26 protein-coding genes, 1 pseudogene and 1 riboswitch are annotated in these 22,608 nt (G+C 42.4%); of the genes and pseudogenes, 7 read left to right on the plus strand and 20 right to left on the minus strand.

Going from position 1 to position 22,608, the window contains the following annotated elements; genetic code table 11:
* Window positions 1-200 precede the first annotated feature (200 nt).
* The 9 genes from GJU40_RS07615 to GJU40_RS07655 form a co-directional block, all read right to left on the minus strand.
* A complete protein-coding gene (locus tag GJU40_RS07615; protein ID WP_154307159.1) occupies window positions 201-899 on the minus strand; it encodes a YetF domain-containing protein in 699 nt (232 codons plus the stop codon).
* Window positions 900-1,138: 239 nt separating this feature from the next.
* Window positions 1,139-1,447 carry a thioredoxin family protein gene (locus GJU40_RS07620; protein ID WP_154307160.1) on the minus strand — a complete coding sequence of 103 codons (309 nt, stop codon included), beginning with the start codon at window positions 1,445-1,447 and terminating at the stop codon, window positions 1,139-1,141.
* A gap of 12 nt (window positions 1,448-1,459) precedes the next feature.
* Complete coding sequence (locus GJU40_RS07625; protein WP_154307161.1) at window positions 1,460-1,813, minus strand: toprim domain-containing protein; 354 nt, start codon at window positions 1,811-1,813, stop codon at window positions 1,460-1,462.
* Window positions 1,814-1,917: 104 nt separating this feature from the next.
* A complete protein-coding gene (locus GJU40_RS07630; protein WP_154307162.1) occupies window positions 1,918-2,163 on the minus strand; it encodes a YusG family protein in 246 nt (81 codons plus the stop codon).
* Between the two features lie 57 nt (window positions 2,164-2,220).
* The gene (gene gcvH, locus GJU40_RS07635) at window positions 2,221-2,604 is read right to left on the minus strand and encodes a glycine cleavage system protein GcvH (protein ID WP_154307163.1); all 384 of its coding nucleotides are present in this window, start codon (window positions 2,602-2,604) and stop codon (window positions 2,221-2,223) included.
* A gap of 63 nt (window positions 2,605-2,667) precedes the next feature.
* Window positions 2,668-3,027, minus strand: coding sequence for an arsenate reductase family protein (locus GJU40_RS07640; protein WP_154307164.1), 360 nt, complete (start codon window positions 3,025-3,027; stop codon window positions 2,668-2,670).
* A 205-nt stretch (window positions 3,028-3,232) separates the two neighbouring features.
* On the minus strand, window positions 3,233-5,017 hold the full coding sequence (locus tag GJU40_RS07645; RefSeq protein ID WP_154307165.1) for an acyl-CoA dehydrogenase family protein: 1,785 nt from the start codon (window positions 5,015-5,017) through the stop codon (window positions 3,233-3,235).
* Window positions 5,018-5,039: 22 nt separating this feature from the next.
* Window positions 5,040-6,215 (minus strand): acetyl-CoA C-acetyltransferase, encoded by a 1,176-nt coding sequence (locus GJU40_RS07650; RefSeq protein ID WP_154307166.1) that lies wholly within the window; start codon window positions 6,213-6,215, stop codon window positions 5,040-5,042.
* 15 nt (window positions 6,216-6,230) lie between these two features.
* Entirely contained in the window at window positions 6,231-8,615 is a 2,385-nt protein-coding gene (locus tag GJU40_RS07655) for a 3-hydroxyacyl-CoA dehydrogenase/enoyl-CoA hydratase family protein (protein ID WP_154307167.1), read from the minus strand.
* Window positions 8,616-8,801: 186 nt separating this feature from the next.
* Here GJU40_RS07655 and GJU40_RS07660 point away from each other — a divergent pair, with 186 nt between their 5' ends.
* Window positions 8,802-8,948, plus strand: a complete 147-nt coding sequence (locus tag GJU40_RS07660) for a YuzL family protein (protein ID WP_154307168.1) — start codon at window positions 8,802-8,804, stop codon at window positions 8,946-8,948.
* A 39-nt stretch (window positions 8,949-8,987) separates the two neighbouring features.
* On the opposite strand, the gene GJU40_RS07665 is transcribed toward GJU40_RS07660, so the two are convergent.
* Entirely contained in the window at window positions 8,988-9,905 is a 918-nt protein-coding gene (locus GJU40_RS07665) for a proline dehydrogenase family protein (protein WP_154307169.1), read from the minus strand.
* A gap of 243 nt (window positions 9,906-10,148) precedes the next feature.
* Here GJU40_RS07665 and GJU40_RS07670 point away from each other — a divergent pair, with 243 nt between their 5' ends.
* Window positions 10,149-10,391, plus strand: coding sequence for a hypothetical protein (locus GJU40_RS07670; RefSeq protein WP_154307170.1), 243 nt, complete (start codon window positions 10,149-10,151; stop codon window positions 10,389-10,391).
* A gap of 19 nt (window positions 10,392-10,410) precedes the next feature.
* Complete coding sequence (locus GJU40_RS07675; RefSeq protein ID WP_154307171.1) at window positions 10,411-10,746, plus strand: spore coat protein; 336 nt, start codon at window positions 10,411-10,413, stop codon at window positions 10,744-10,746.
* 660 nt (window positions 10,747-11,406) lie between these two features.
* On the opposite strand, the gene GJU40_RS07680 is transcribed toward GJU40_RS07675, so the two are convergent.
* Window positions 11,407-11,652, minus strand: a complete 246-nt coding sequence (locus GJU40_RS07680; RefSeq protein WP_154307172.1) for a DUF2573 family protein — start codon at window positions 11,650-11,652, stop codon at window positions 11,407-11,409.
* A gap of 440 nt (window positions 11,653-12,092) precedes the next feature.
* Complete coding sequence (locus tag GJU40_RS20695; protein ID WP_170289353.1) at window positions 12,093-12,281, minus strand: hypothetical protein; 189 nt, start codon at window positions 12,279-12,281, stop codon at window positions 12,093-12,095.
* Between the two features lie 536 nt (window positions 12,282-12,817).
* On the opposite strand from GJU40_RS20695, the gene GJU40_RS07685 reads away from it, so the two are divergent.
* Window positions 12,818-13,543: a ZIP family metal transporter gene (locus GJU40_RS07685; protein WP_343031459.1), complete on the plus strand. Its 726-nt coding sequence runs from the start codon at window positions 12,818-12,820 to the stop codon at window positions 13,541-13,543.
* 6 nt (window positions 13,544-13,549) lie between these two features.
* On the opposite strand, the gene GJU40_RS07690 is transcribed toward GJU40_RS07685, so the two are convergent.
* The 7 genes and pseudogenes from GJU40_RS07690 to GJU40_RS07715 form a co-directional block, all read right to left on the minus strand.
* Entirely contained in the window at window positions 13,550-14,872 is a 1,323-nt protein-coding gene (locus GJU40_RS07690; RefSeq protein ID WP_343031460.1) for a TrkH family potassium uptake protein, read from the minus strand.
* A gap of 278 nt (window positions 14,873-15,150) precedes the next feature.
* Window positions 15,151-15,357 (minus strand): copper chaperone CopZ, encoded by a 207-nt coding sequence (gene copZ / locus GJU40_RS07695; RefSeq protein WP_154307174.1) that lies wholly within the window; start codon window positions 15,355-15,357, stop codon window positions 15,151-15,153.
* 9 nt (window positions 15,358-15,366) lie between these two features.
* Window positions 15,367-15,669: a metal-sensing transcriptional repressor gene (locus GJU40_RS21510; RefSeq protein ID WP_425481209.1), complete on the minus strand. Its 303-nt coding sequence runs from the start codon at window positions 15,667-15,669 to the stop codon at window positions 15,367-15,369.
* A pseudogene (locus GJU40_RS21515) lies at window positions 15,643-15,948 on the minus strand (metal-sensitive transcriptional regulator); the annotation flags it as partial. The pseudogene GJU40_RS21515 and the gene GJU40_RS21510, both read right to left, overlap by 27 nt.
* A gap of 172 nt (window positions 15,949-16,120) precedes the next feature.
* Window positions 16,121-17,371 carry a dicarboxylate/amino acid:cation symporter gene (locus GJU40_RS07705; protein ID WP_154307176.1) on the minus strand — a complete coding sequence of 417 codons (1,251 nt, stop codon included), beginning with the start codon at window positions 17,369-17,371 and terminating at the stop codon, window positions 16,121-16,123.
* Window positions 17,372-17,462: 91 nt separating this feature from the next.
* A riboswitch (cyclic di-AMP (ydaO/yuaA leader) is annotated at window positions 17,463-17,603 on the minus strand.
* A 62-nt stretch (window positions 17,604-17,665) separates the two neighbouring features.
* Window positions 17,666-19,474, minus strand: coding sequence for a M3 family oligoendopeptidase (locus GJU40_RS07710; RefSeq protein WP_154307177.1), 1,809 nt, complete (start codon window positions 19,472-19,474; stop codon window positions 17,666-17,668).
* A gap of 55 nt (window positions 19,475-19,529) precedes the next feature.
* Window positions 19,530-20,708: a D-alanyl-D-alanine carboxypeptidase family protein gene (locus tag GJU40_RS07715; protein ID WP_246188306.1), complete on the minus strand. Its 1,179-nt coding sequence runs from the start codon at window positions 20,706-20,708 to the stop codon at window positions 19,530-19,532.
* A 162-nt stretch (window positions 20,709-20,870) separates the two neighbouring features.
* Here GJU40_RS07715 and GJU40_RS07720 point away from each other — a divergent pair, with 162 nt between their 5' ends.
* The 3 genes from GJU40_RS07720 to GJU40_RS07730 are packed head-to-tail and all read left to right on the plus strand — an operon-like array spanning window position 20,871 to window position 22,104.
* Entirely contained in the window at window positions 20,871-21,452 is a 582-nt protein-coding gene (locus GJU40_RS07720; protein ID WP_170289354.1) for a TetR/AcrR family transcriptional regulator, read from the plus strand.
* Window positions 21,449-21,787: a DMT family transporter gene (locus GJU40_RS07725; protein ID WP_343031462.1), complete on the plus strand. Its 339-nt coding sequence runs from the start codon at window positions 21,449-21,451 to the stop codon at window positions 21,785-21,787. The genes GJU40_RS07720 and GJU40_RS07725 overlap by 4 nt, the downstream gene beginning before the upstream one ends.
* Window positions 21,788-21,789: 2 nt before the next feature.
* Window positions 21,790-22,104, plus strand: a complete 315-nt coding sequence (locus tag GJU40_RS07730; protein WP_154307179.1) for a DMT family transporter — start codon at window positions 21,790-21,792, stop codon at window positions 22,102-22,104.
* 38 nt (window positions 22,105-22,142) lie between these two features.
* Here GJU40_RS07730 and GJU40_RS07735 read toward each other — a convergent pair whose 3' ends face one another.
* Entirely contained in the window at window positions 22,143-22,577 is a 435-nt protein-coding gene (locus tag GJU40_RS07735) for a GNAT family N-acetyltransferase (RefSeq protein ID WP_154307180.1), read from the minus strand.
* Between the last annotated feature and the right edge of the window lie 31 nt (window positions 22,578-22,608).

Genomic DNA, 22,608 nt, shown 5'->3' on the forward strand with positions numbered 1-22,608 from the left:
CATTCTTCATCTAAAGGGACTATCCTGTTAATAGTAATCGACACATTCTCCCCAGAAATAATAAACAGGCAGTTATTTCCCGAGAAATTTGCTGCATGATTATATTTAATGACGAAAAGAAAGCACACAGCAGCAAATTACTTCAGAAATCTGTTGCTTTCCCTGTATCTCGCGGGCTTTTGTGTTGAAGCTTATAAACGTTATTCTCTCATCCTGTCATCTTTATGATCAATATAGAGAGAGCCATCCTGCTGGATTTCTGCATAAAAAACCTCAGAAAGGTTCTGCACACCCTGATTTTTCATTTCTTGCATCAGCCATTGCTGATCACGGTTCAGTCTGGAAAGATTTTTGCTATTAATGTATCCATCTGAGATTACTTCAGTTGAGGCAGGATATAAGGAGGGTTGAGTTTTGACATTCATATCTTCTTTTGTAACTGGCTGCTTTCTATCTTTTTTCAAAACTGAAAGATAACCGCTAGTTTCAAAAACAGCATATTGAACATCTTTAAGTGAGAAAATTCCGCTTTGCCTGAGCAATGAATTGAATGCATCCATATCTAAACGAGTTGAACGCAGGGAGTTTTCCATGATTTTTCCGCCTTTAATTACCACAATAGGTTCTCCGGTCGTAATCTTTCTGGCTTTCTTTGACTTTATATCAATGTATCCCATGATAAGAGTAAACAACGCCCAGCCAGCCAAAGCTAGTATTCCGGTTACAAGAGGAATGTTAAAGTTTACTGAAATATTTGCTGCTATAGAACCTATTGCAATGGCAGATGTGAAGTTAAAGAAGGTCATTTGACTGATTTCCTTCCTTCCCATCAGCCTTGTGAGAACAAACAAAGTAGAAAATGTGACCAATTGCCTGATCATCAACTCACCAATTCCCATGCATCTTCCCTCCGTCAAGTTGAGTGTGCAGCACTGCCTCTAATTCCGCTCTTCTCTCAATACTGCCATTATCATTTCCTAAAATTTCGATTGTAACCGGAAAGAAGATAAATAATTGGCTCATTCAGCCAGGGAAAAAGCCTGTTGGCTAAGTTCAAAGTGCAAGAGAATAAGGAACAGCGCGCAAAGTGGCCGACAAATCCAGATTTCATGTTTTTTACGCATTAAAAAACCGCCGGTCAGGCGGTTTGCTGCGATATGATTTCTGACAAGTGCTGTATCGAATGAAAAGCGTATATTTTTTTGACAATAGCACCACTATGAAAAATCAGCAGGCAGGGAACACTTTCAATTTCCCATTGCTTTGCTTCGTTGGGCAAATAATTCAGGTTGCTGCTATATAAATTTGTATCTTTCTGCATTTCTTCAACAACCAGCAGCATTTTCTTGGCTAGCTGGCATGTACCGCACATGGGTGCGAACAAATACAAGAAAAACACTTCATCATCCATATGAGCAGCTATTTCAGGCTGAGTGAGTTCCTTCATCAAACATACTCCCTATAAAAATTTTGCATGAACATCTATATTGGCACTTAGCAATACCGAAGCCACATGTTGTTCAGGGGCAGAAGCAACTTCTCTGTACATTTTATCAACATATAAATGGGCTGCTTCAGGAAATTCTCTTTTAAATTGCTTTCTGAGCTTTTCCCCTGCTTCATCAGAATCCACCAAAACAAAAACTTCCATTGAAAATAACTCTTCGATTAGTTCGTCCAGTCTGGATAAGCTGATAGTACCGTTTGTGCAAATGATCTGAACAGGTTCTTTAATTACGCATTCAACCTTTTTCTTATCAGACTTGCCTTCCACTATAATTACTTTTCCAACCTCAACATCTGTCACTGTCATCACCTGAGTTTTCGGCTTTTTCTATATTTTATTCAAGAAGTGATGGTTGTTTCCTCTGACATCTTCGGGAAAATGAAAACAGCAGTGGAAATCCACTGCTAATTTCAGCACCAGCCATTCTCGTAATCGCAGTCCACATACTGCTCTTCGCCCTTGGACAATACATCAGTATAATGATAAAAGCGATTTTCTTCAAACTGATAGCCATCCTTTAAATTCACCTGGCTGCCTTCGGCTCCGTAAGTCATCTGGCCAATTTGCTCTTTTTCAACAAACAGCTCCATTTGGCCTTCAATAAACCTGCCTGTTACTCTGTCAGTGATATCTAATTTCTTTTTTTCAAAGCTCATATGATGGGCACCCCCTGTTTTATTAGTAGAGTGCCCATCTTCTTTTACATCATGCTGTTAGTCTTCTTTAATCATTTCTTCGTATTGTTCTGCAGTCATCAGATTATCAATATCTGCAGCATCTGCTGGTTCCACAACGATCATCCATGCTTTTTCATAAGGGGATTCATTGACAAACTCAGGGCTGTCATCCAGGTCTTCATTAACTTCTACAACTGTTCCGCTGATTGGCGCGTACAATTCTGATACTGTTTTAACAGACTCCACGCTGCCGAAAGGCTCGTCAGCTTTAATTTCATCGCCTACTTCAGGCAGTTCAACGAACACGATATCGCCAAGCTCTGACTGTGCAAAGTCTGTGATACCCACTCGAACTTTTTCTCCTTCTGTTTTTACCCACTCATGTTCTTCGGAATATCTTAATTCTTTTGGTGTGTTCATTGTAATCCCTCCAGCTTTTATCATTCATTATTATAGTGAAAAGACACCTTTTGGGTCCTTTTCTTAAGAGTTCCACGCCTGATTATAGTCTTCCTCTTTGAATCCCACGGTTACTTTTTCTCCATCTGTGACAATCGGCCTTTTGATCAACATGCCGTCAGTCGCTAAAAGATTCAGCTGTTCATCTTCCGTCATGTCCGGAAGCTTGTCCTTTAAGCCCAGCTGCCTGTATTTCTGGCCGCTCGTGTTAAAGAATTTTTTCAGCTGGAGCCCGCTGTTTTGATACATTTCCTTCAGCTCTTCCACTGATGGGGGATTTTCAGCTATATGTACTTCTTTCGTCTCTATCCCGTGGTTTTCAAACCATTTTTTTGCGTTCCTGCATGTCCCGCATTTTGGATATAAATAAAACGTTAATGCCATATTTTTATCACCACCAGGCTAATTATTCCACTTTTCTATACTATCATATTCACTGCTCTCTAGCATACTATTTACAATTTCAAGATATAGTATTTGCCTTGGAGGTTCATTGCATTCCAAACATTGCTTAGATAGAAAAAAGGTCATCCCGGGCTTGAACTCAGGATGACCTTCGCAGTGTGGCTTTTAGCCAGCTGTCTCTCTCTTACAATGCGTATTTTTCTGCATCAAACAGCACGGCAGCAATTTCGCGTTTTTTTGCAATTACATTGATTGGAGTATGTCGTGTAAACTTTCTCAATGCGGAGATCATCATTCTTAATGAATCACCGGATTCAATTGCAACAAGTGATTCTTTTGCATGTGCTTCGATTTCATTAAAGGCTTCCTGACAGAACACCTGAGTATAAAGCAGTTTTTGGCTGTTTTTTCCTTCGCCGGACTTTGCAATTCCTTTTTCCGTACGAAGAATCGCTGATTCCATTGCATATACATTGCTAATAATATCCGCAATGTTTACCAAAACCTCTTGCTCCTTTTGAATGTCAGTTCCATACTTTTGCGCTGCAAGACCGGCGATCATCAAGCCGATTTTTTTAGCGTTTTTCAAAAGATGCTTTTCCTGCTCAAGAAGTCCATCTCCAACTTCTTCAGGCATGAGCATCATCAGCTCTTCTTGAAGAGCCTGAGCTTTTTGCAGAAGAGGAAGTTCTCCTTTCATTGCTTTGCGCAGAAATGTTCCAGGCACGAGGAGACGGTTAATTTCATTTGTACCCTCAAAAATTCTGTTGATACGGGAGTCACGGTAAGCCCGTTCTACTTCATATTCCTGCATAAAGCCGTAGCCGCCATGAATTTGAACGCCTTCATCCACTACATAATCCAATGTTTCTGAACCAAATACTTTATTCAGAGAGCACTCAATCGCATATTCTGCAATTGACTCTGCAACCGCACGGCCATCCTTCACTTCTTCAGGTGATAATTTGCTCATTCTGTCTTCAAATAATCCTACTGTACGGTAGACGGAACTTTCCATCGCATAAAGCTTTGAAGCCATATTCGCAGCCTTTTCCTGAATGAGCGAGAACTTAGAGATCGGCGTTTTAAATTGCTGACGCTGATTTGCATATTGAAGGGAAACCTCCAGAATGCGCTTTGACCCGCCGATCGTTCCAACCGCAAGCTTATAGCGGCCAATATTCAGGATATTGAAGGCAATCACATGCCCTTTGCCAAGCTCACCCAGAAGGTTCTCTTTCGGCACAAGTGCATCTTCCAGAATCAGTGTTCTTGTGGAAGATCCTTTGATGCCCATTTTCTTTTCCTCAGGTCCAGTGGAAACTCCTTCATACTCTTTTTCAACGATAAAGGCTGAAAAATGTTCTCCGTCCACCTTCGCATACACGATGAAAACGTCTGCGAAGCCTGAATTCGTGATCCACTGCTTTTCACCATTAATCACGTAATGAGTGCCTTCTGAATTTAAACGGGCTGTTGCTTTCGCACCCAGTGCATCTGATCCTGAACCCGGTTCAGTTAAAGCATAAGCTGCAATTTTTTCTCCAACCGCCAGGTCAGGCAGATATTTCTGTTTTTGATCTTCGTTTCCGAAAAGAACGATTGGCAATGACCCAATTCCTACGTGAGCTCCATACGATAAAGAGAAGCTGCCAGCTCTCGCAAACTTTTCTGTAATCAGGGCTGAACTGATCTTATCCAGTCCAAGACCGCCATACTCTTCAGGAACATCCGCCCCAAGAAGTCCTAGCTCTCCTGCTTGTTTTAAAAGCTTTACAGATTTCTCAAACTGATGATTTTCAATATCTTCAAGCTCGGGAAGCACATCATTTACAACAAATTCTTCTGTTGTTCTTGCAATCAGTTTATGTTCGTCTGTAAAATCTTCAGGAGTATACACACTCTCAAATGGAACATCCTCTATTAAAAAACTTCCGCCCTTTACCAATGATTCCGATGCTTTTGCCATCCTTCATTCCCCCATTTTTGGATTATAGTAATTCAAATACGCCAGCAGCTCCCATGCCTCCGCCAATACACATGGTCACAACTCCAAACTGCTCATTTCTGCGTTTTAATTCATGTATAAGAGAAAGTGTAAGCTTTGATCCTGTACAGCCAAGCGGATGGCCAAGCGCGATCGCTCCTCCATTTACATTCACTCTGTCTTCATTCAGCCCAAGTTCCCTGATGACCTGTATCGACTGTGAAGCAAACGCCTCATTCAGTTCAAACAAATCAATATCCGATAAACTTAAGCCTGCAAGTTTAAGGGCCTTTGGAATAGCTGCCACAGGACCGATCCCCATGACTTCCGGCGGCACTCCGCCTACTGCGAACGAACGGAATTTTGCCAGGGGCTGAAGTCCCAATGCTTCCGCCTTTTCCCGGTCCATGACCATTACAGCAGCCGCACCATCACTCGTTTGTGAAGAGTTCCCCGCTGTTACGGAACCTTTTGCTGCAAAGGCAGGCTTAAGCTTCGCCAGAATTTCCGCAGTTGTTCCCTCCCGGACACCTTCATCCTTTGAAAATATTATCGTTCTTTCCTGAAGCTTATGGTCATCCCCGACTGTACGTACAGGCACATTCACTTCCACAATTTCATCATCAAACTTTCCTGCAGCAATTGCCGCCGCCGCACGCTTATGACTTCTTACTGCAAACGCATCCTGATCTTCCCTGCTGACTCCGAATTTGCCAGCAACCTGCTCGGCAGTATGACCCATGCTCATATAGTAAGCCGGAGCAGACTCAGCGAGCTTGACGTTAGGACGGACAGTATGACCCATCATCGGCACAAGGCTCATGGATTCCGCTCCTCCCGCGATAACAGTATCTGCATGGCCCAGCATAATTTTTTCTGCTGCATAAGCAATACTTTGAAGGCCGGAAGAACAGTATCTGTTGATTGTAATGCCCGGCACATCATGTGAAAGACCAGCCAGAGCGCCAATGTTTCTCGCCATGTTAAGCCCCTGCTCTGCCTCTGGCATTGCACATCCAAAAATCACATCATCAATATTTCCTTCGTAGCCGCCGGCCCGCTTTAACGTTTCTTTGACAACCAGCGCCCCCAAATCGTCAGGCCTGACCTGCGCGAGCGTTCCTTTTTTTGCTCTTCCAACAGGTGTCCGCGCTCCTGCTACTATGACCGCTTCCCTCATTGAACCTTCCCCCTTTTAGTTGCGTAATGGCTTTCCTTTAACAAGCATAAATTGCATCCGCTGCTGTGATTTTTGCTCAGCTACCAAGCTTAGAAATGCTTCTTTTTCCAGTTCTAATAAATATTGTTCATCAACCAGCGTTCCAAATGGAACCTTGCCTCCAGCTATTACAAATGCGAGCTTTTTAGCAATTTTCAAGTCATGCTCTGAAATATATCCTGATAAATGCATGGCTTCCGCTCCAAGAAGGAGGGCAGCATAGCCGGTTTCCCCTACTACCGGAACCTTTTTGCGAACCGGCGGCTGATAGCCTTTTTCCGCTAATTCAAGAACAGCCTGTTTCGCATCATACAGCAGGTGATCACCGTTAAAACTAATGCTGTCTTGAGCATTCAGGAACGCGTTGTCCCTTGCTTCTGCAGCTGACGTAGAAACCTTAGCCATGGCGATTGTTTCAAACACTTTATTTGCAACATTTTGCAGATCGTATTCTATTCCTTCCGGAAGGCTGTTTAGATGTTTAATATATAACTCTTTATTGCCTCCCCCTCCAGGAATGAGTCCGACACCCGCTTCGACAAGCCCCATGTATGTCTCGCTTGAAGCCTGAATTTTGCTGGCAGGCAGACAAATTTCCGCTCCCCCGCCCAGCGTCATGCCGAATGGTGCGGCAACGACAGGCTTTGGACTGTATTTAATTTTCATCATTGCCTGCTGAAAATGTTTAACAACCATATCAATTTCAAAATAATTGTCATCCTGTGCTTCCATTAAAATCATGGCAAGGTTGGCGCCGACACAGAAGTTTTTGCCTTGATTCCCGATCACAAGCCCTTTGTAATTCCGGTCAACTTCATCTATTGCAAAGTTGATCATCTGGACGATATCAAGGCCGATTGAATTATTAGGAGAATGGAATTCTAAAAGGGCAACTCCATCTCCCAAATCAATTAAGCTTGCACCGCTGTTCTTTTTAATCACGCCGTTTTTCTCTTTCAGCACTTTTAAGTTCAATGCCTTTTCATTTTCTGCCGCTCTTCTGTATTCTCCTTGATGATAGTAAAACGTCTCGCCATTTTCTTTTATATAAAAAGAGCTGTTGCCCTTCTCAAGCATGTCGAGAATCCACCCCGGAACCTCACGATCTTCAGCCTGAAGCTTGCGGACTGATTTTTCAATACCGATGCTGTCCCAAATTTCAAACGGTCCTTTTTCCCAGCCAAATCCCCACTTCATTGCCTGATCAACAGCAACGATGTCATCAGCGATTTCTCCAAGAAGCTCTGCTGAATAGATGAGTGAAGGCATTGTAATATTCCAAAGAAGTGATCCTGCTTTATCATCACTATATAAAAGCGCTTTCAGTTTGCTGCCTGTTCCTTTAGCTTGTTTTGCAGCTTCTACAGATGCGGCTTTTAATTTCTTTCTAGGCTGATACTCCAATGTCCCCGGGTTCAGCTCCAGTATTTCTTTGCCCTCCTTTTTATAAAAGCCCTGTCCGGATTTGCTTCCATACCAGCCATTCTCCAGCATTTCTTTCAAAAAGTCGGGTAAATCAAAAACTGCTTTTTCTGCTCCTTCTACCTGATCAAACACATTTTTGGCAACATGCGCGAAGGTATCAAGACCGACAACATCAAGCGTTCTGAACGTAGCACTCTTCGGCCTGCCAATTAAAGGTCCGGTAACAGAGTCGACTTCCCCTACACTGTAATCTCCCTTCAGCATTTCCTGCACTGTAACAAGCAGCCCGTAAGTCCCGATACGGTTGGCAATAAAGTTAGGCGTGTCCTTTGCTTCTACCACACCTTTACCTAGTACATCCTCGCCGAACTTCTTCATAAATGAAAGAACTTCAGCGTCGGTATCTTTTGTCGGTATCACTTCCAGAAGCTTTAAGTAACGTGGAGGGTTGAAAAAATGTGTTCCTAAAAAGTGCTTTTTAAAGTCTTCTGATCTCCCTTCTGACATTGCTTCAACGGAAATGCCTGATGTATTGGAGCTGACAATGCTCCCCTGCTTTCTATGTTCATCAACCTGTGAGAAAACCTTATGCTTTACATCTAGATTTTCAACAACTACTTCTATAATCCAGTCAGCCTCTGAAAGCCTGCTCATATCATCTTCAAAATTTCCAGCCTCGATCAACTCAAGATTTCCTTTTCTCGTAAGCGGTGCCGGCTTTTGTTTTACAAGCTTGTCTATTGATTTTCTTGCAATGGAGTTTCTGACAGACTTGTCATTCAGTGACAAACCCTTCTCTTCATCTTCTTTCGATAATTCACGGGGGACTATATCAAGTAATAGTACAGGAATTCCTATATTAGCCAAGTGTGCTGCAATACCAGACCCCATAACTCCCGAACCTAATACTGCGGCTTTTTTAATTTGCTGGACCATCGCATTCTCTCCCTCCAGATTTTTGAATGAACACTCATTCATTTTTTAATGAAAAAAAATGAAGAATCTCTTCTCTACTTACTAATATAAAATATTTAGAAAATTTGTTCAAGCAAATTTATGCAAAAATTATTTTTAGGATGGATAAAAAGCTGCAGGGCAAGGTTAAATACAGGAGGTGACAAAATGGCCAAATTGAAAAGTAATCCATCAAAAGCTGGAGTGAGCGCAGCGAGTGTCAAAGGAAACGCGGGTCCTACTCATCTTGAAGATACCAATAAAAAAACCAGCAGTAATCAGCAGTATAAAAAACACAATATGGATCATTCATAAAGAAAAGAAGCTGCCGGGAATCCCGGCAGCTATCACATGTTATTTAGTGAAAACACCTTTTAATACAAACGAAACGTTAGCCGGCCTCTCTGCAAGCCTTCTCATAAAATAACCGTACCAGTCAGTACCATAAGGAACGTACACCCTCATTCTGTAGCCTTCCTTCACAAGTTCCAGCTGGCGTTCAGGCCGAATGCCGTACAGCATCTGAAATTCAAACTGATCTTTAGAGATGTTGTATTCCTCAACAAGGGCTTTTGTGTATGAAATCATATTTTCATCATGAGAAGCGACAGCAGTATAATTTCCATTCAGCAAATGCATTTTAATTATTTTCTTCAAATTTTCATCTACATCTTTCTTGTCTGGAAATGCAACTTCGGGAGATTCTTTATAAGCACCCTTTACAAGCCTCAGGTTCGTGCTGAACTGATTGAGATCTTCAATATCCTTCACAGTTCTGTATAAATAGGATTGTATAACAGTCCCTACATTATCAAATTCATTTCGAAGCTCTTTAAAAATCTCAATTGTTTTCTGGCAGCGCGAATAATCTTCCATATCAATTGTTACAAACACATCGTTCTTTTTGGCTGCTGTTAAAATTCTTCTCATATTGTTCATCACAAGCTCATCTGAGATATCAAGTCCCATTGAAGTCATTTTTAATGACAGCTGAGATCTTAAATTTTCTCTGCCAATCGCTTCTATGGCAAGAATAGAATTATCAGCCATTTCATTCGCTTCTGCTTCGTTGTCTACAAACTCCCCAAGATAATCTATTGTCACATCAAGGTCCTGTTTGTTGAGTTCCTTAATTACTTCAGCAGCAAGTTCTATTGACTCTCCGGCTACAAAACGGGACGCCCCGAACCGCAGACCGTATTTTTTAGCCAGTTTTGTAAACATTCGATTTTTCGATAGGAATAAGAAAAAATTACGCATTAATTGCTCCATGCAAAAGCCCTCCTGGAAAACGCATACAATTATACTAAAAAAATAAAATTAAAGGTTTATATCTTGTTTTTATACAGGTAAGAAATAAGTGAATTCACAATTAACATAATTTTATCACCTTTTAGGCAATTTGAATATACGTTTCATAAAAATGTCGAGAGGTGTCAAATTGTGAGAATCAGAATACAAAGTTCATTCCGTGGGAATCTAAGATTGATTACATATCAGAGGAGGTAAGCTACTATGGAACAGCAGCAACATACGGGTTCATCCGAAGTAATCGAACAGCCGCCTGCAGTCTTGACAACAAAGGATCATCTTTACCTTTCAGACATGCTGACCTGGAATCTGCTTGCAATGAAAAAAGCGCATTTCTTTGCCGGTCAATGTCAGGATCAGCAGCTCAAAGATGCACTAAATCAAGTCGGCGCAATGCACAGCGGCCACTACGAAAGAATACTGACCCACCTGCAATCAAAACAATAACAACATAGGAGGCTGGCACATGACACCGTCAAATGACAGTAAAATCGGGAATCCGGAAACAACCGTTCCTAAAACACCTGAAATGAATGAGCGGGATTTTGTTAATGATATGCTCAACACTGAAAAATATATGACTGCATCCTACTCCACTGCGCTTAATGAACTAAGCCACTCTTCCCTTTACGAAGACGTGCTGAGCATCTTTAATGATACGCAGGACTGCCAGAGAGAGCTCTACAATTTAATGTTCCAGTACGGGTGGTACAAGGTAGAAGCAGTTGACTCACAAAAACTGCAGCAAACATATGACCAGTTTTCAGGCTATGCAGATCAGCAATCTCCTTACCTGAATTAAATGCCTGCTGTTTTCAATCGGAGTGTAAGTGCATAATGTGAGGCCGGCAGTCCCTTGGGGACTGCCGGTTTTTTAGGGTGTTGGTGATGAAGCATGGCGGGTGTTCTACTTTTGTGAGGGAGCGTGTTGTAATGAAGGGGGTTTTGTTCTACTATCTTCGCATTTTCGCCGTATACTATAACAAAGAGGGCGGGTTTGTTCTACTATGTTTGAGATACTATAACAAAGCAGGGGGTTTTGTTCTGCTATCTTCGAGATACTATAACAAAGCAGGGGGTTTTGTTCTACTATCTTCGCATTTTTGCCAGATACTATAACAAAGAGGGCGGGTTTGTTCTACTATCTTTGAGATACTATAACAAAGCAGGGGGTTTTGTTCTACTATCTTCGAGATACTATAACAAAGCAGGGAGTTTTGTTCTACTATCTTCGAGATACTATAACAAAGCAGGGGGTTTTGTTCTACTATCTTCGAGATACTATAACAAAGCAGGGGGTTTTGTTCTACTATCTTCGAGATACTATAACAAAGAAGGGGTTTTGTTCTACTATTTAGGCATTTACCAGCTGAGTACAAACAACCCTTGATTAAATTCTCAAACAATCTTCACATCAAAAAAAAACCAGACCATTTCACAAAGTGAAGCAATCTGCTTTCCTCTAGTTTTTCTGCCTGTTTTTTTCGTTTAATTCCTTAATTTCTGCAATCAGCTTTTTCATTTCTTCTTTTGCTTCCGGATATGTTTCATTCCAATGTTTTGCAAGCGGCGACATTGATTTTGCAATATGAGAGTACAATGCCCACATTTTCACTTTTTCATTAAGATCCTCGCCGCTTTCCCCAAGCAGGAGCTCTGTATATTTATCAAGCAGCCCATCAAATTTTTCAATAAATTCCTTTTCCATCACTCTTACCTCCTTTTATAGGATTGTTGAGTCATTTATCTTCCTGCCGCAATTGTAACAAAAGTGAATGAAATTGGAAATAGAGCGGAAAGTTCAGGCAGCATGCTCAGACCAGAATCGCTGGAATAAGAGAAAAATTAACGGAGAAATTCCTGTTAAATGCAATTTCAAGCTATTTTTTGGGAAAATAGGGGAAGGAATTCCGGTTAAGCTAAGGAAAATGCTCTATTTCTAGCATTTTAAAGATAACAGTCGGAATACCTCCGTTTATTGGAAGCTGTTTTTGATGCTATCTGCTAGTTAAGCGGAAATGTTACGGCTATTTTTAACAAGTGTAGTGCTTAGTTCCTTCCCCCTGACGTAAGAGTATACAGCATATATGATACTCAGCCATTTTTCCTGCAGAGTAGAGCAAACCACCTGATTTAGTACTCGAGACCCTATCCCTGCCAATAAGTGTGGCTGCCAAGTGTAGTGCTTAGCCCCTTTCCCCTGACGATAAAAGCATCCAGCATATATGTATGATGCTCAGCCTTTTTTACCTGCAGAGTAGAGCAAACCACCTGATTTAGTACTCGAGACCCTACCCCTGCCAGTAAGTGTGGCTGCCAAGTATAGTGCTCAGACACATCCCCCTGACGATAAAAGCATCCAGCATATATGATGCTCAGCCTTTTTTACCTGCAGAGTAGAGCGGCGGAACACCTGATTTGGTACTCGAGACCCTATCCCTGCCAGTAAGTGAGGCTGCCAAGTGTAGTGCTCAGACACATCCCCCTGACGATAAGAACATCCGGCATATATGATGCTCAGCCCTTCTTCCTGCAGAGTAGAGCGGAACACCTGATTTGGTTCTCGAAATCCTATCCCCTGCCAGTAAGTGAGCCTGCCAAGTGTGATGCTCAGACACTTCCCCCTGACGATAAGAACATATGATGCTCAGCCTTTTTCCTGCAGATGAAAGCAAACCACTTGATTTGGTACTCGAGATCCTACCTCCCTGTCAGTAAAGAAGTGGACTGCCAGATAAGGTACTCAGACCATTCCTCTGTCAGCAGACGAGGACTATCACTTCCCCATTGCAGCAGAAAAACCTCATACTTATATGTATGCTGTTTCTAAAGATTGGAAGGCTAATGTTATCAAGCTTGGTAGGAGTGAGAAAGTGGCAGAGGCAGCTTTTTGGGGAGCCGTAGCTGGATCTTCCCTGTTGGCAGGAGCTTTGCTTGGTTTATATGTGAATATACCTCGCAGGCTGAGCGGTTTAGTGATGTCTTTTGGTACGGGGGTGCTGATCGGTGCAGCAAGCTTTGAGCTTTTGGTCGAGTCTGTTGCAGAGGGCGGGATGCTGGCTGCTTCACTTGGCTTTTTGAGTGGAGCATTATTATATACTTCAGCTGAGCTAGTGATCACGAAAAAAGGAGGTCATGAGCGGAAGAGGTCAGTAACGAATCCTGTCAGCCACTCCGGCCTCTCTATTTTGATAGGAACGCTTATTGATGCTGTTCCTGAATCCCTCATTATCGGAGTCAGTCTTCTGAATCATGGGCATATCAGCTATCTTGTTGTAGTAGCAGTTTTTATCAGCAATTTTCCGGAAGGTCTGTCAAGCTCGATAGGCCTAAAAAAAGATGGCTATTCTTCCAGAAAAATATTAATCATGTGGACCGGCATTCTGCTGCTGTCAGCTGTGAGTTCTCTTGCAGGATACTCATTGCTTCATGACAGTACTCCAATTGCCCTGGCCTTTATTGCTTCCTTTGCAGCAGGCGGCATCATTGCAATGGTATCAGCTACTATGATGCCGGAAGCCTTTGAAGAAGGCGGTGCGATTGTCGGCCTTGTCTCTTCCCTTGGCCTGCTGTGTTCCTTGCTTCTTACTTCTCTTTAGATATTTTCAGCCAGTTAGTATATCTTCTTTCGGATAGCTGTACTTCTCTTTTGCAGGTTTTGCCAGCGTAAAGAGCAGTGTTAACGGCCCCACTTTTCCTAAAAACATGATAAATATAATCAAAATCTTTCCGACAGCAGTTAAGCTCCCGGTAATTCCCATAGAAAGGCCGACAGTTCCAAATGCCGAAACAACCTCAAACAGGATCGACATAAAGGACTGTGCTTCTGTCAGATTCAAGATTAGTAATGCGAAAATGACGAACACAATTGAAACCATTGAGATGGCGAGTGCTTTCATAACAATACTGCTGTGTATACTTCTTCTCAGGATGCTAATTTCATTTTTCCCCCGTAAAAAGGTCAGTGTAGCCAAGAGGATCACTAGTGCGGTTGTCAGCTTGATTCCCCCACCTGTCGAAGCACTTCCTGCCCCAATAAACATAAGAACAATGATAAAGAATAAGGTAGCTTCATCCATGCTCGCTATATCCAGCGTATTAAACCCGGCTGTACGGGGCGACACTGCCTGAAAATAAGAAGCCCATAGCTTTTCTCCCAGCGGTAGAGTTCCAAGTGTCAGCGGGTTGGTATACTCTGCTGCAAAAATGAATAGCATTGCCGCTGCATTGAGGATGAGTGAACCCCATAACATCAATTTAGTATGAAGAGATAGTCTTTTCCATGAATTTTTACTCCAAATATCAACCAGAACAGTAAAGCCAATACCTCCAATGATGAAGAGAATGGAAATGGTTAAATTTATGAGCGGGTCAGCCCTGTAGCCGATTAACCCGTCACTAAACAATGAGAAACCTGCATTATTAAATGCTGAAATGGCATGAAATCCGCTGTAAAACAACCCCTTCCATAAACCAAGCTCAGGAACCCATCTGATTGAGAGAATCATCATAGCAAAAAATTCTATGCTGAAGTAAAAAAGGAACAAGTACTTTACTAATTTGATAATTCCCCCAACAGATGTCTGATTAAGGGCGTGCTGCATGAGCAGTCTTTCTTTGATGCCGATTCTCCTTCCCAGTACAATGTAGATGAGTACGGCAAATGACATAATACCCAACCCGCCAAGCTGAACCAGCAGTGCAATGATGAATTGTCCAAATACAGTAAAAGTTGTGCCAATATCAACGACAGCAAGCCCTGTAACAGTCATAGCCGAGGTGGCGATAAAAAGAGCATCAATCCAGCCAATGCTTCCATTTGCTGCAATTGGAAGCTTTAATAGCAATGTGCCAACGCTGATGGATACGCAAAATACCACCACTAGCAGCTGTGGCGGATTTAATTTTATTACCTTGGGAATGTTCACGGTTTCTCCTGCTTTCCTGTCCTAAAATCAATGCGTTTCAGACTGCCCGTACTTACATGCTATCACCCGCAAGAGGCTCTCTAATGGAAATATCTTACTCCTGCAGCATGCGCAGAGTAAAGCAGGAAAAAACAGCTGCTGAAGCCAAATTCAATCATTTCCAGCCCCCTTCATAGGCAAAGCCATTCTTTTCATACGCTTTCTAAATAATTTAAGGCTTTTCGCTGACACCAATAAAGAAAAAAAACCCTCCGCCATATATCAGGCAGAGAGCTTGTTTACTCAACATCATAACCTTGTTCATCAATTGTTTCCTTAATTTTTTGCAGGCTCGCTTTGTCACTGCTGTACTCAACTTCCACTTGTCCTTCCTGAAGGCTGACGTTCACCTTATTCACTCCCTGGAGGGCTCCAACACTGCTTTGTATTGCTTTTACACAGTGATTGCATGACATGCCTTTCACTTGAAGAACTGCGTTTTCCATGGTTATTCCTCATTTCATTAATTTTTTCACTGTAATCATCATATCTCTGATTGCCTCAGCATCATTGTTCTGAAGACGTTCGCCCAGACAGATTTTCATATGCTGCTGAAGCAGCTTTTCGCTTACACCTTGTAGACCCGACTGCAGGCTGGCAATATGGCTGAGAACAGTATTACAATACGTATCCTCAGAAATCAGCTCTTTGATTTTCCGGGCTCTTTCGCCAAGTGTAGTAAGGTGAGAGTCGAGAGTTCCTTCATCTCCCGGCAGTACAGCAGACTTACTTTGAAGTAGATCTCTTACTGTGGAAATGACTTCTTCAATCACTTCGGTTTCTCCATCTGCCAGCCTTTCAATGACGCAGCTTTTCATATGCTCCTCAAGGAGGATTTTACTGACTGAGTTCAGTGCTGAAGAGGCAGAGGAAATTTGAGTGAGAACATCATCACAGTAAGTTTCCTTCATAATAAGACTGTGAATGCCCCTGATCTGGCCCTCAATTCTGTTCATTCTGGTTATCAAATTTTTCTTCATGGCTTCTGAATGATGGCTTTGTCGTTCCTGTGAAGAATGGCAGTGCGCAACAAACATTTCATTTTTCAATCCTGACACCTCTTCTTCATCATACTATACCCCCCTAGGCTATATCAAGCTGGGATTGCATACCTTTTAATCTGTAAAAATCTTCTGCTGCTTCAAACATGCAGCTCCTGACAAAAGAAAAAACAGGCTGCTAATTTTCATTTAGCAGCCTGCTCGGTTGTTATAGAGACTCAGTTTCTTTCACATGAGGTACAGAAATGTCGCCGTGCTTTTTCTCTGTTTCTGCAACGATAACTGCACATGCAGCATCTCCAGTAATGTTAACGGCTGTACGAGCCATATCCAACAGGCGGTCAATACCGAGAATTAATGCAATTCCTTCTACCGGCAGCCCAACGGAATTTAAGACCATGGCAAGGAGAATTAATCCGACACCAGGAACCCCCGCTGTACCGATACTCGCAAGAACCGCGGTTAAAACAATAATAAGAAGTTCAGGGAAAGACAGCGCTTCGCTGTAAACCTGTGCGATAAAGACTGTTGCCACCCCTTGCATGATGGCGGTGCCGTCCATATTAATGGTGGCGCCGAGCGGCTGGACAAAGCTGCTGACTGGTTCAGGAACCTTCAGCCTTTTTTGAGCGATGTCCATAGATACCGGCAGTGTTGCGTTACTGCTTGAAGTACTGAATGCAACCGTCATAGCCGGGAAAAACTTTCTGAAAAACGTGATCGGATTGATTTTTGCAAACAGCCAAACCGCACCGCCATACGTGATGATGGCATGAAGAATCAGTGCCAGCAGCACAACCGACATATAAAGGAACATTGCTTGAATGGCGTCAAACCCTTGACTGCCAATCGCTGATGCAATTAATCCGAAAGTTCCATACGGAGCAAATTTCATGACAAGATTTACAAGATACATTAACAGGCTGTTACCCTGTTCAATAACGCCCAGCAAGCTTCTAGCCTTATTGCCAAGCTTAGAAATTCCGAAACCAACCAAAATGGAGAAGGCAATAATTTGAAGCATATTTCCTTCAGCCATCGCTCTGATAGGGTTGGTAGGGATAATGTTCAGCAGGGTATCCGCAATGGATGGTGCCTCATTCGCCTCATACTCAGCACCCTGTGTATCAAATGAGCCAATATTGCCTGGCTGAATGACGGATGCAAGTGTCAGGCCAAGCGTAATTGCAATGGCTGTTGTAGCCAGGAAAAACAGGATGGTTTTTAAACCGATTCTCCCCAGCTTCTTTGGATCAGCAAGCCCTGCAACTCCCAGGGTAATTGAAAAGAATACGATCGGTACGACAAGCATGTTGATCAGATTAAGAAAGATTCTTCCAAGAGGGAAAAATAAGTACGTGTTTAGAGTTTCAAATAAGTCCGGGGCCGTAAGATTTAAGACAATCCCCACCACTGCACCCAATATCAGTGCAATTATTATTTTCTTTGCCAGTTGCATAAGTAACCTCCTCCTTCAATTTTCATAAATAAAAAAACCGCGAGAGATCTCGCGGTTTTATTGAGCTCTATAAAAGAACAGAGCTATTTTATTCTGCAGTCTCTCCTGGCTTACGAGGTTAGCTGTCGGATTCGGACGAAGAGCAGTCCTACCAGTCTAATGGATTCACCCCTGCATGACATGCATGCTGTTGGTTCCCCCGCTCCCTGTTGGGATTAAGCACCTATGAAATTTAATTAATATAAATATACGAAAATACTTTCACATTTGCAATCACAAATTTTTTCAATCCTGCTATTTTGTTAATTCCAAAAATTCTTCAACATCTTTCAAAGTCATTTTGACAGCTTCTTCCCAAAAATCTGCTGCTTTTATATCAGCGCTGAGATGCTTTGCAGCCAGCTCCTCCACTGTCATGGAGCCGGTATCTTTTAAAAGGGAGATATACTTCTCTTCAAAGCTTTTTCCTTCCTTGCCGGCTCTCGCATAAATACCAAGCGCAAAGAGATATCCGAAAGTATACGGAAAGTTGTAGAATGGTGTACCGGTAATATAAAAGTGAAGTTTTGAAGCCCAAAAACCCTTATGATAAGTTCCGAGACTGTCGCCGTAAGCTTCTTTTTGCGCACCTTCCATCAGTTCATTCAGGCGCTCAGCACTGACAGCTCCCTTTTTCCGCTCCTCGTAAAAAGATGTTTCAAAAAGAAAACGGGCATGGATATTCATCAATAACGCTGCACTGCGCTGTATTTTATCTTCAAGAAGCGCTAAATGCTCCTCTTTTGTGCCGGCTTTCTTCACAGATGCGTCCGCTACAATCATCTCTGCAAAAGTGGATGCAGTTTCAGCAACGTTCATGGCATAATTTTGATTAAGAGTATGCACATCCTCCATCGCATGCTGATGAAATGCGTGACCAAGTTCGTGGGCAAGGGTAGCAACGTTATTCGGTGTTCCTGAATAGGTCATAAATATTCTGGTTTGTCCGCTTTCCGGGAAGCTTGTGCAAAATCCTCCAGGTGCTTTATCAGCACGGTCTTCGGCCTCAATCCAGTTATCCTCAAATGCCTTTCTACAAAAGCTCTCCAATTGGGAGCCAAACTGCCCGAACTGTTTCAGTATAAACTCCGCACCTTCCTGATAGCCCATTTTACTATTGGCTTTTCCAACAGGAGCGTCAAGATCATACCAGTCCAGCCTTTCTACTCCAAGAAGTTCTGCCTTTCTTTTCAAATATTTTAGGAAAGGCCCTTTGTTCCTGCTGATTGTCTCCCACATGACATTTAGTGTTTCCCCGCTCATCCTGTTTAGGGATAAGGGCTCTTTTAACACATCATTCCAGCCTCTTTTCTCGTAAACGCTCAGTCTGAAACCTGCCAGATGATTGAGCGTATCAGCAAATAAATCTCCATTTTGAGACCAGGCTTCTTCCCAGCCTTGAAAAACTGATTTTCTTACTTCTCTGTCAGGATCAGAAAATTTGTTGAATGCCTGCCCGATAGACAGCAATTTGGTCTCTCCGTTTTCTTCGACTTTCACAGTCATTTTGCTGACAATGGTATCATACAGCTGTCCCCACCCATGATAGCCATCCACTGCGAGACTTTGAATCATTGTTTCTTCTGGTAAAGACAGCTTTTCTTTTACCCTGTCTCTTCTTTCATTGAGGACAAACTTTATCTCCGTGAAGGTGCTGTTCAGCAGCTTGTTCCACGAGAAGTCATCAATTTCCGCCAGTTTTTGGTCCAGCTGAGCAAGTATGACTCCAAACTCTGCACTGATATTTGTGATTCTCCCCCGCAGTAGTCCAGCCTGAACGTCTTTCGTGTTTTGAGCCTGCAAACAGCTTACATATGCCCCGGCCTGCCCTACTTGCTTTGCTATGTATTGAAATGCCGTCAGCACTTCAGAGAGTTCTGATTCTGAGGAATCCTCCCGGAGCTGAAAGCGCTCCGTTTTTTCCTTAAAAACGCCAAGCTCCGCAGTTAACTGCTCAAGATAGTCATTAAATTCCCGTGACCCGCTGCCTCCCTTAAAAAAGACATCCAGATCCCATATAGGCGTATACGTCACGATATGTCCCAGCCTCCTGCTTCTACTCATATTTGTTCAATTAAATTATAGCTAATTAAGAAAATTCTAACAATTACTTTCTGGATTATATCTTTCTGATCTGAAAGAAAAATGCCCCCGCCAACAAAATGACAATCGCAAATGAAATGCCCATAACGTTCTGAAAATGGGAATCTGAAAGTTGTTTCTGTTTCTCTCCCTGTGCTTCCCCATTGGTGAGCAGTTCTTCTTCTGAAGGGAGCTCTTCTGATAAGCTGGTCAATGCCTTGGAGACAAGCACTCTTCCATTCTCTCCTTTTATCACCAGCTCTCCGCCTGCTGCTTCTTGCCTTGTTTCCTCATTTTTATATTTTGTATAGTAAATATCTTCATCATTTCGGTATGCATATCCCTCATCATCATGAAAAGTTGTTCCTTCTTTAATCAAACCAGTCTCGTAAAATTGAAAACCATAGTCTAGCAGTTTCATTGTATCCTGATAGGATTGTCTGTCAGTAGGTGCCTTCAGGGTTACTGCAATCAGGCCCAGGCCATCCCGCTCTGCATGTGTTACGAGTGTAAAACCGGCAAGAGACACATAGCCGTTCTTTCCGCCCAATATCCCCTCATACGGTGACTGGCTGATCAATTTATGATGGTTGATTAGTGTAGTGTCCCATGTAAGCCCATCCCATTTCAGCTGAGGTGTCCCGAAGATCTCCAGAAACTCAGGATCCCTAATACCATATTGAGTAATCAGCGCCATATCATGTGCTGAAGTTAAGTGGTTTGGCGACGATAATCCATGTGGATTTTCAAAAAAGGTTTCCTGAATTCCCGCTTCTCTCTTAAAAAACTCATTCATCCCTTCAGAAAATTTCTCAACACTTCCGCTGATGTGCTCAGCGATCGCAACTCCTGCGTCATTGCCTGAATTGATAACAAGGCCCTGAATCAGCTTTTTGAGCGGCAGCTGCTCACCTTCTTCCAGAAAAACAGAAGTTCCCTCCGCCTGTGTTGCTTTCTTGCTTACTGTTACAACATCTTGAAGCTCACCGGTATGAATGGCATATATCGCTGTTGCAATTTTTGTTATGCTTGCCGGGTGCATGGGCATCCTGCTGTTTTTATCATATAAAATCTGTCCGGACCTGGCGTCAATCAGCACTGCGGCTTCACTGTTCAGCTCCGGCTGTTCAAACAGCCCCTCTGCAGCAGCAGAGTCAGGCTGGAAACTATGTATCATGATGATAGCTGCTGTTAAAATAACTGTGAGTTTTCTCAATGCAATTCCCCCGGCTCTTCTCATTTCCTGTATAAGAATAACAAGGGAAATTACAAAAACGCAATGTAAATAAATAGAAAAGTCTATTTATTCTCTTATTTGACGTTCTGAACACTCCCCTGTAGAATGATCCTTACGAACGTCAGGAAGGAAGGAGATAGTATGACAATTGATAAAATAAAGCAAGCCGCTGTGCTTCACTTTTCCCAAAAAGGATATGAAGGTGCCTCACTCGCTGATATTGCAGCAGACGCAGGCATTAAGAAACAATCCCTATACACATATTTTCAAAGTAAAGATCAGCTGTTTCTTCACACAATCGATGATGTGGTTAAAGCTGAAATTCAATTTATAGACAGCAGCCTGAAAAACAACAGTGACTCTTCAGGTGAAGAGATACTTTACGCCCTTCTCGGCAATTTTCGCAACAAATTTCATACAGCCAATGAGACTAGATTTCTCCTGAGAATTTGTTTTTTCCCTCCGGAACACCTTCACAGCTCTGTGATGGAAAAATCCTATTTATACTTGGACAGCTTTGAAAGCAAACTATCCGCTTTTATGGCCCAAAGACTAGAAAAACCTCAGGCAGCTGAGGAGGCAGCCATTGCTTTTCTGAGCGTCTTTGATGCTGCAATGCTTGAACTGCTTTATGGAGGGGAGAAAAGATTTGAAAGAAGAGTAGCAGCATTGTGGCCTTTTTATTTACATGGGCTGCATGCATTAGGAGGAACCCTGAAGTGAACAGTAACTGGATGATGGTGTTTATCGCAGCTGTATTTGAAGTAGTCTGGGTATCTGGACTTAAATATGCAGACAATCTTTTTATGTGGACTATGACAATCATAGGTATTGTTGTGAGCTTTGCATTGCTGATTAGATCTACAAAAAGACTCCCGGTCAGCACGGTTTATGCTGTTTTTACCGGTCTCGGTGCTGCAGGTACCGTTCTGGTTGAGACCATTTTATTTGGAGAGCCTTTTCAATGGATAAAGCTCTTCCTCATTTTGACACTGATTACGGGTGTTGCTGGATTAAAGGCACTTTCAGGAACAGCTGATGCGGAAGGAGAACACTGAAGATGGAGTGGATTTATCTAATTTTGGCAGGTTTTTTTGAGATCGTCGGGGTTGCAGGAATAAACCGGCTGAATCAAAAACGAAATCTATTTTCTTTTTTATATATGGCGGGCGGATTTACGGTAAGCTTCATCCTGCTGAGCATCGCTATGCAGGATATCTCAATGGGTACAGCATATGCTGTATGGACAGGCATAGGAACAGCTGGAAGCGCTCTGATGGGTATTTTCTTTTTCCAGGAATCTAGTAACTGGAAAAGACTTCTGTTCATCAGCATGATTATTTGCTCTACTGTTGGCTTAAAGCTTATATCCTAATACAGCCTCCCGGATGAAGGATCCGGAAGGCTGTTTTTTTATAAGGTTTTTTCCCAAAATATCATGTCACTGTTTCTAGATACTTCTTTTAAACCCAGTTTATTCAGCACTTTAATGGACGGGGAGTTTTCAATCAAACACTCAGCTGTAATGATCTTAACAGCTCCCGTTGCATTCACCCAGTTTAACAGTGCTTCAACTGCTTCTGTAGCGTAGCCTTTATTTTGATAGTGGGCAGAAATTCCATAACCAATTTCCACTTTTCCATACTCATCAGGCTTTCCTTTGAAGCCAATATCACCTATAATGGAGCCGTCTTCCAGAATCTTGACAAGCCATACGCCCCAACCCAGACTATCAGGATCTTCCCTCAAAGAATCAAGATAATGCCTGATAAATTCTCTTGGATCATCATCTTTTACATCTTCCTCCCGGCAAGGAATCAACTTTAATCTTTTTGTTAGTATTTCCATGTATCTCATTCTCCCATCATCGTGCAGCTTC

The sequence above is a fragment of the Metabacillus lacus genome (genome assembly GCF_009674805.1).
GTDB classification, from domain to species: domain Bacteria; phylum Bacillota; class Bacilli; order Bacillales; family Bacillaceae; genus Metabacillus_C; species Metabacillus_C lacus.

Bases quoted from the DNA above. Each gene is read 5' to 3' on its own strand.
- GJU40_RS07615 (WP_154307159.1), bottom strand. From the start codon at position 899: ATGGGAATTGGTGAGTTGATGATCAGGCAATTGGTCACATTTTCTACT.
- GJU40_RS07620 (WP_154307160.1), bottom strand. From the start codon at position 1,447: ATGAAGGAACTCACTCAGCCTGAAATAGCTGCTCATATGGATGATGAA.
- GJU40_RS07625 (WP_154307161.1), bottom strand. From the start codon at position 1,813: ATGACAGTGACAGATGTTGAGGTTGGAAAAGTAATTATAGTGGAAGGC.
- GJU40_RS07630 (WP_154307162.1), bottom strand. From the start codon at position 2,163: ATGAGCTTTGAAAAAAAGAAATTAGATATCACTGACAGAGTAACAGGC.
- gcvH (WP_154307163.1), bottom strand. From the start codon at position 2,604: ATGAACACACCAAAAGAATTAAGATATTCCGAAGAACATGAGTGGGTA.
- GJU40_RS07640 (WP_154307164.1), bottom strand. From the start codon at position 3,027: ATGGCATTAACGTTTTATTTATATCCAAAATGCGGGACATGCAGGAAC.
- GJU40_RS07645 (WP_154307165.1), bottom strand. From the start codon at position 5,017: ATGGCAAAAGCATCGGAATCATTGGTAAAGGGCGGAAGTTTTTTAATA.
- GJU40_RS07650 (WP_154307166.1), bottom strand. From the start codon at position 6,215: ATGAGGGAAGCGGTCATAGTAGCAGGAGCGCGGACACCTGTTGGAAGA.
- GJU40_RS07655 (WP_154307167.1), bottom strand. From the start codon at position 8,615: ATGGTCCAGCAAATTAAAAAAGCCGCAGTATTAGGTTCGGGAGTTATG.
- GJU40_RS07660 (WP_154307168.1), top strand. From the start codon at position 8,802: ATGGCCAAATTGAAAAGTAATCCATCAAAAGCTGGAGTGAGCGCAGCG.
- GJU40_RS07665 (WP_154307169.1), bottom strand. From the start codon at position 9,905: ATGGAGCAATTAATGCGTAATTTTTTCTTATTCCTATCGAAAAATCGA.
- GJU40_RS07670 (WP_154307170.1), top strand. From the start codon at position 10,149: ATGGAACAGCAGCAACATACGGGTTCATCCGAAGTAATCGAACAGCCG.
- GJU40_RS07675 (WP_154307171.1), top strand. From the start codon at position 10,411: ATGACACCGTCAAATGACAGTAAAATCGGGAATCCGGAAACAACCGTT.
- GJU40_RS07680 (WP_154307172.1), bottom strand. From the start codon at position 11,652: ATGGAAAAGGAATTTATTGAAAAATTTGATGGGCTGCTTGATAAATAT.
- copZ (WP_154307174.1), bottom strand. From the start codon at position 15,357: ATGGAAAACGCAGTTCTTCAAGTGAAAGGCATGTCATGCAATCACTGT.
- GJU40_RS07705 (WP_154307176.1), bottom strand. From the start codon at position 17,371: ATGCAACTGGCAAAGAAAATAATAATTGCACTGATATTGGGTGCAGTG.
- GJU40_RS07710 (WP_154307177.1), bottom strand. From the start codon at position 19,474: ATGAGTAGAAGCAGGAGGCTGGGACATATCGTGACGTATACGCCTATA.
- GJU40_RS07720 (WP_170289354.1), top strand. From the start codon at position 20,871: ATGACAATTGATAAAATAAAGCAAGCCGCTGTGCTTCACTTTTCCCAA.
- GJU40_RS07730 (WP_154307179.1), top strand. From the start codon at position 21,790: ATGGAGTGGATTTATCTAATTTTGGCAGGTTTTTTTGAGATCGTCGGG.
- GJU40_RS07735 (WP_154307180.1), bottom strand. From the start codon at position 22,577: ATGGAAATACTAACAAAAAGATTAAAGTTGATTCCTTGCCGGGAGGAA.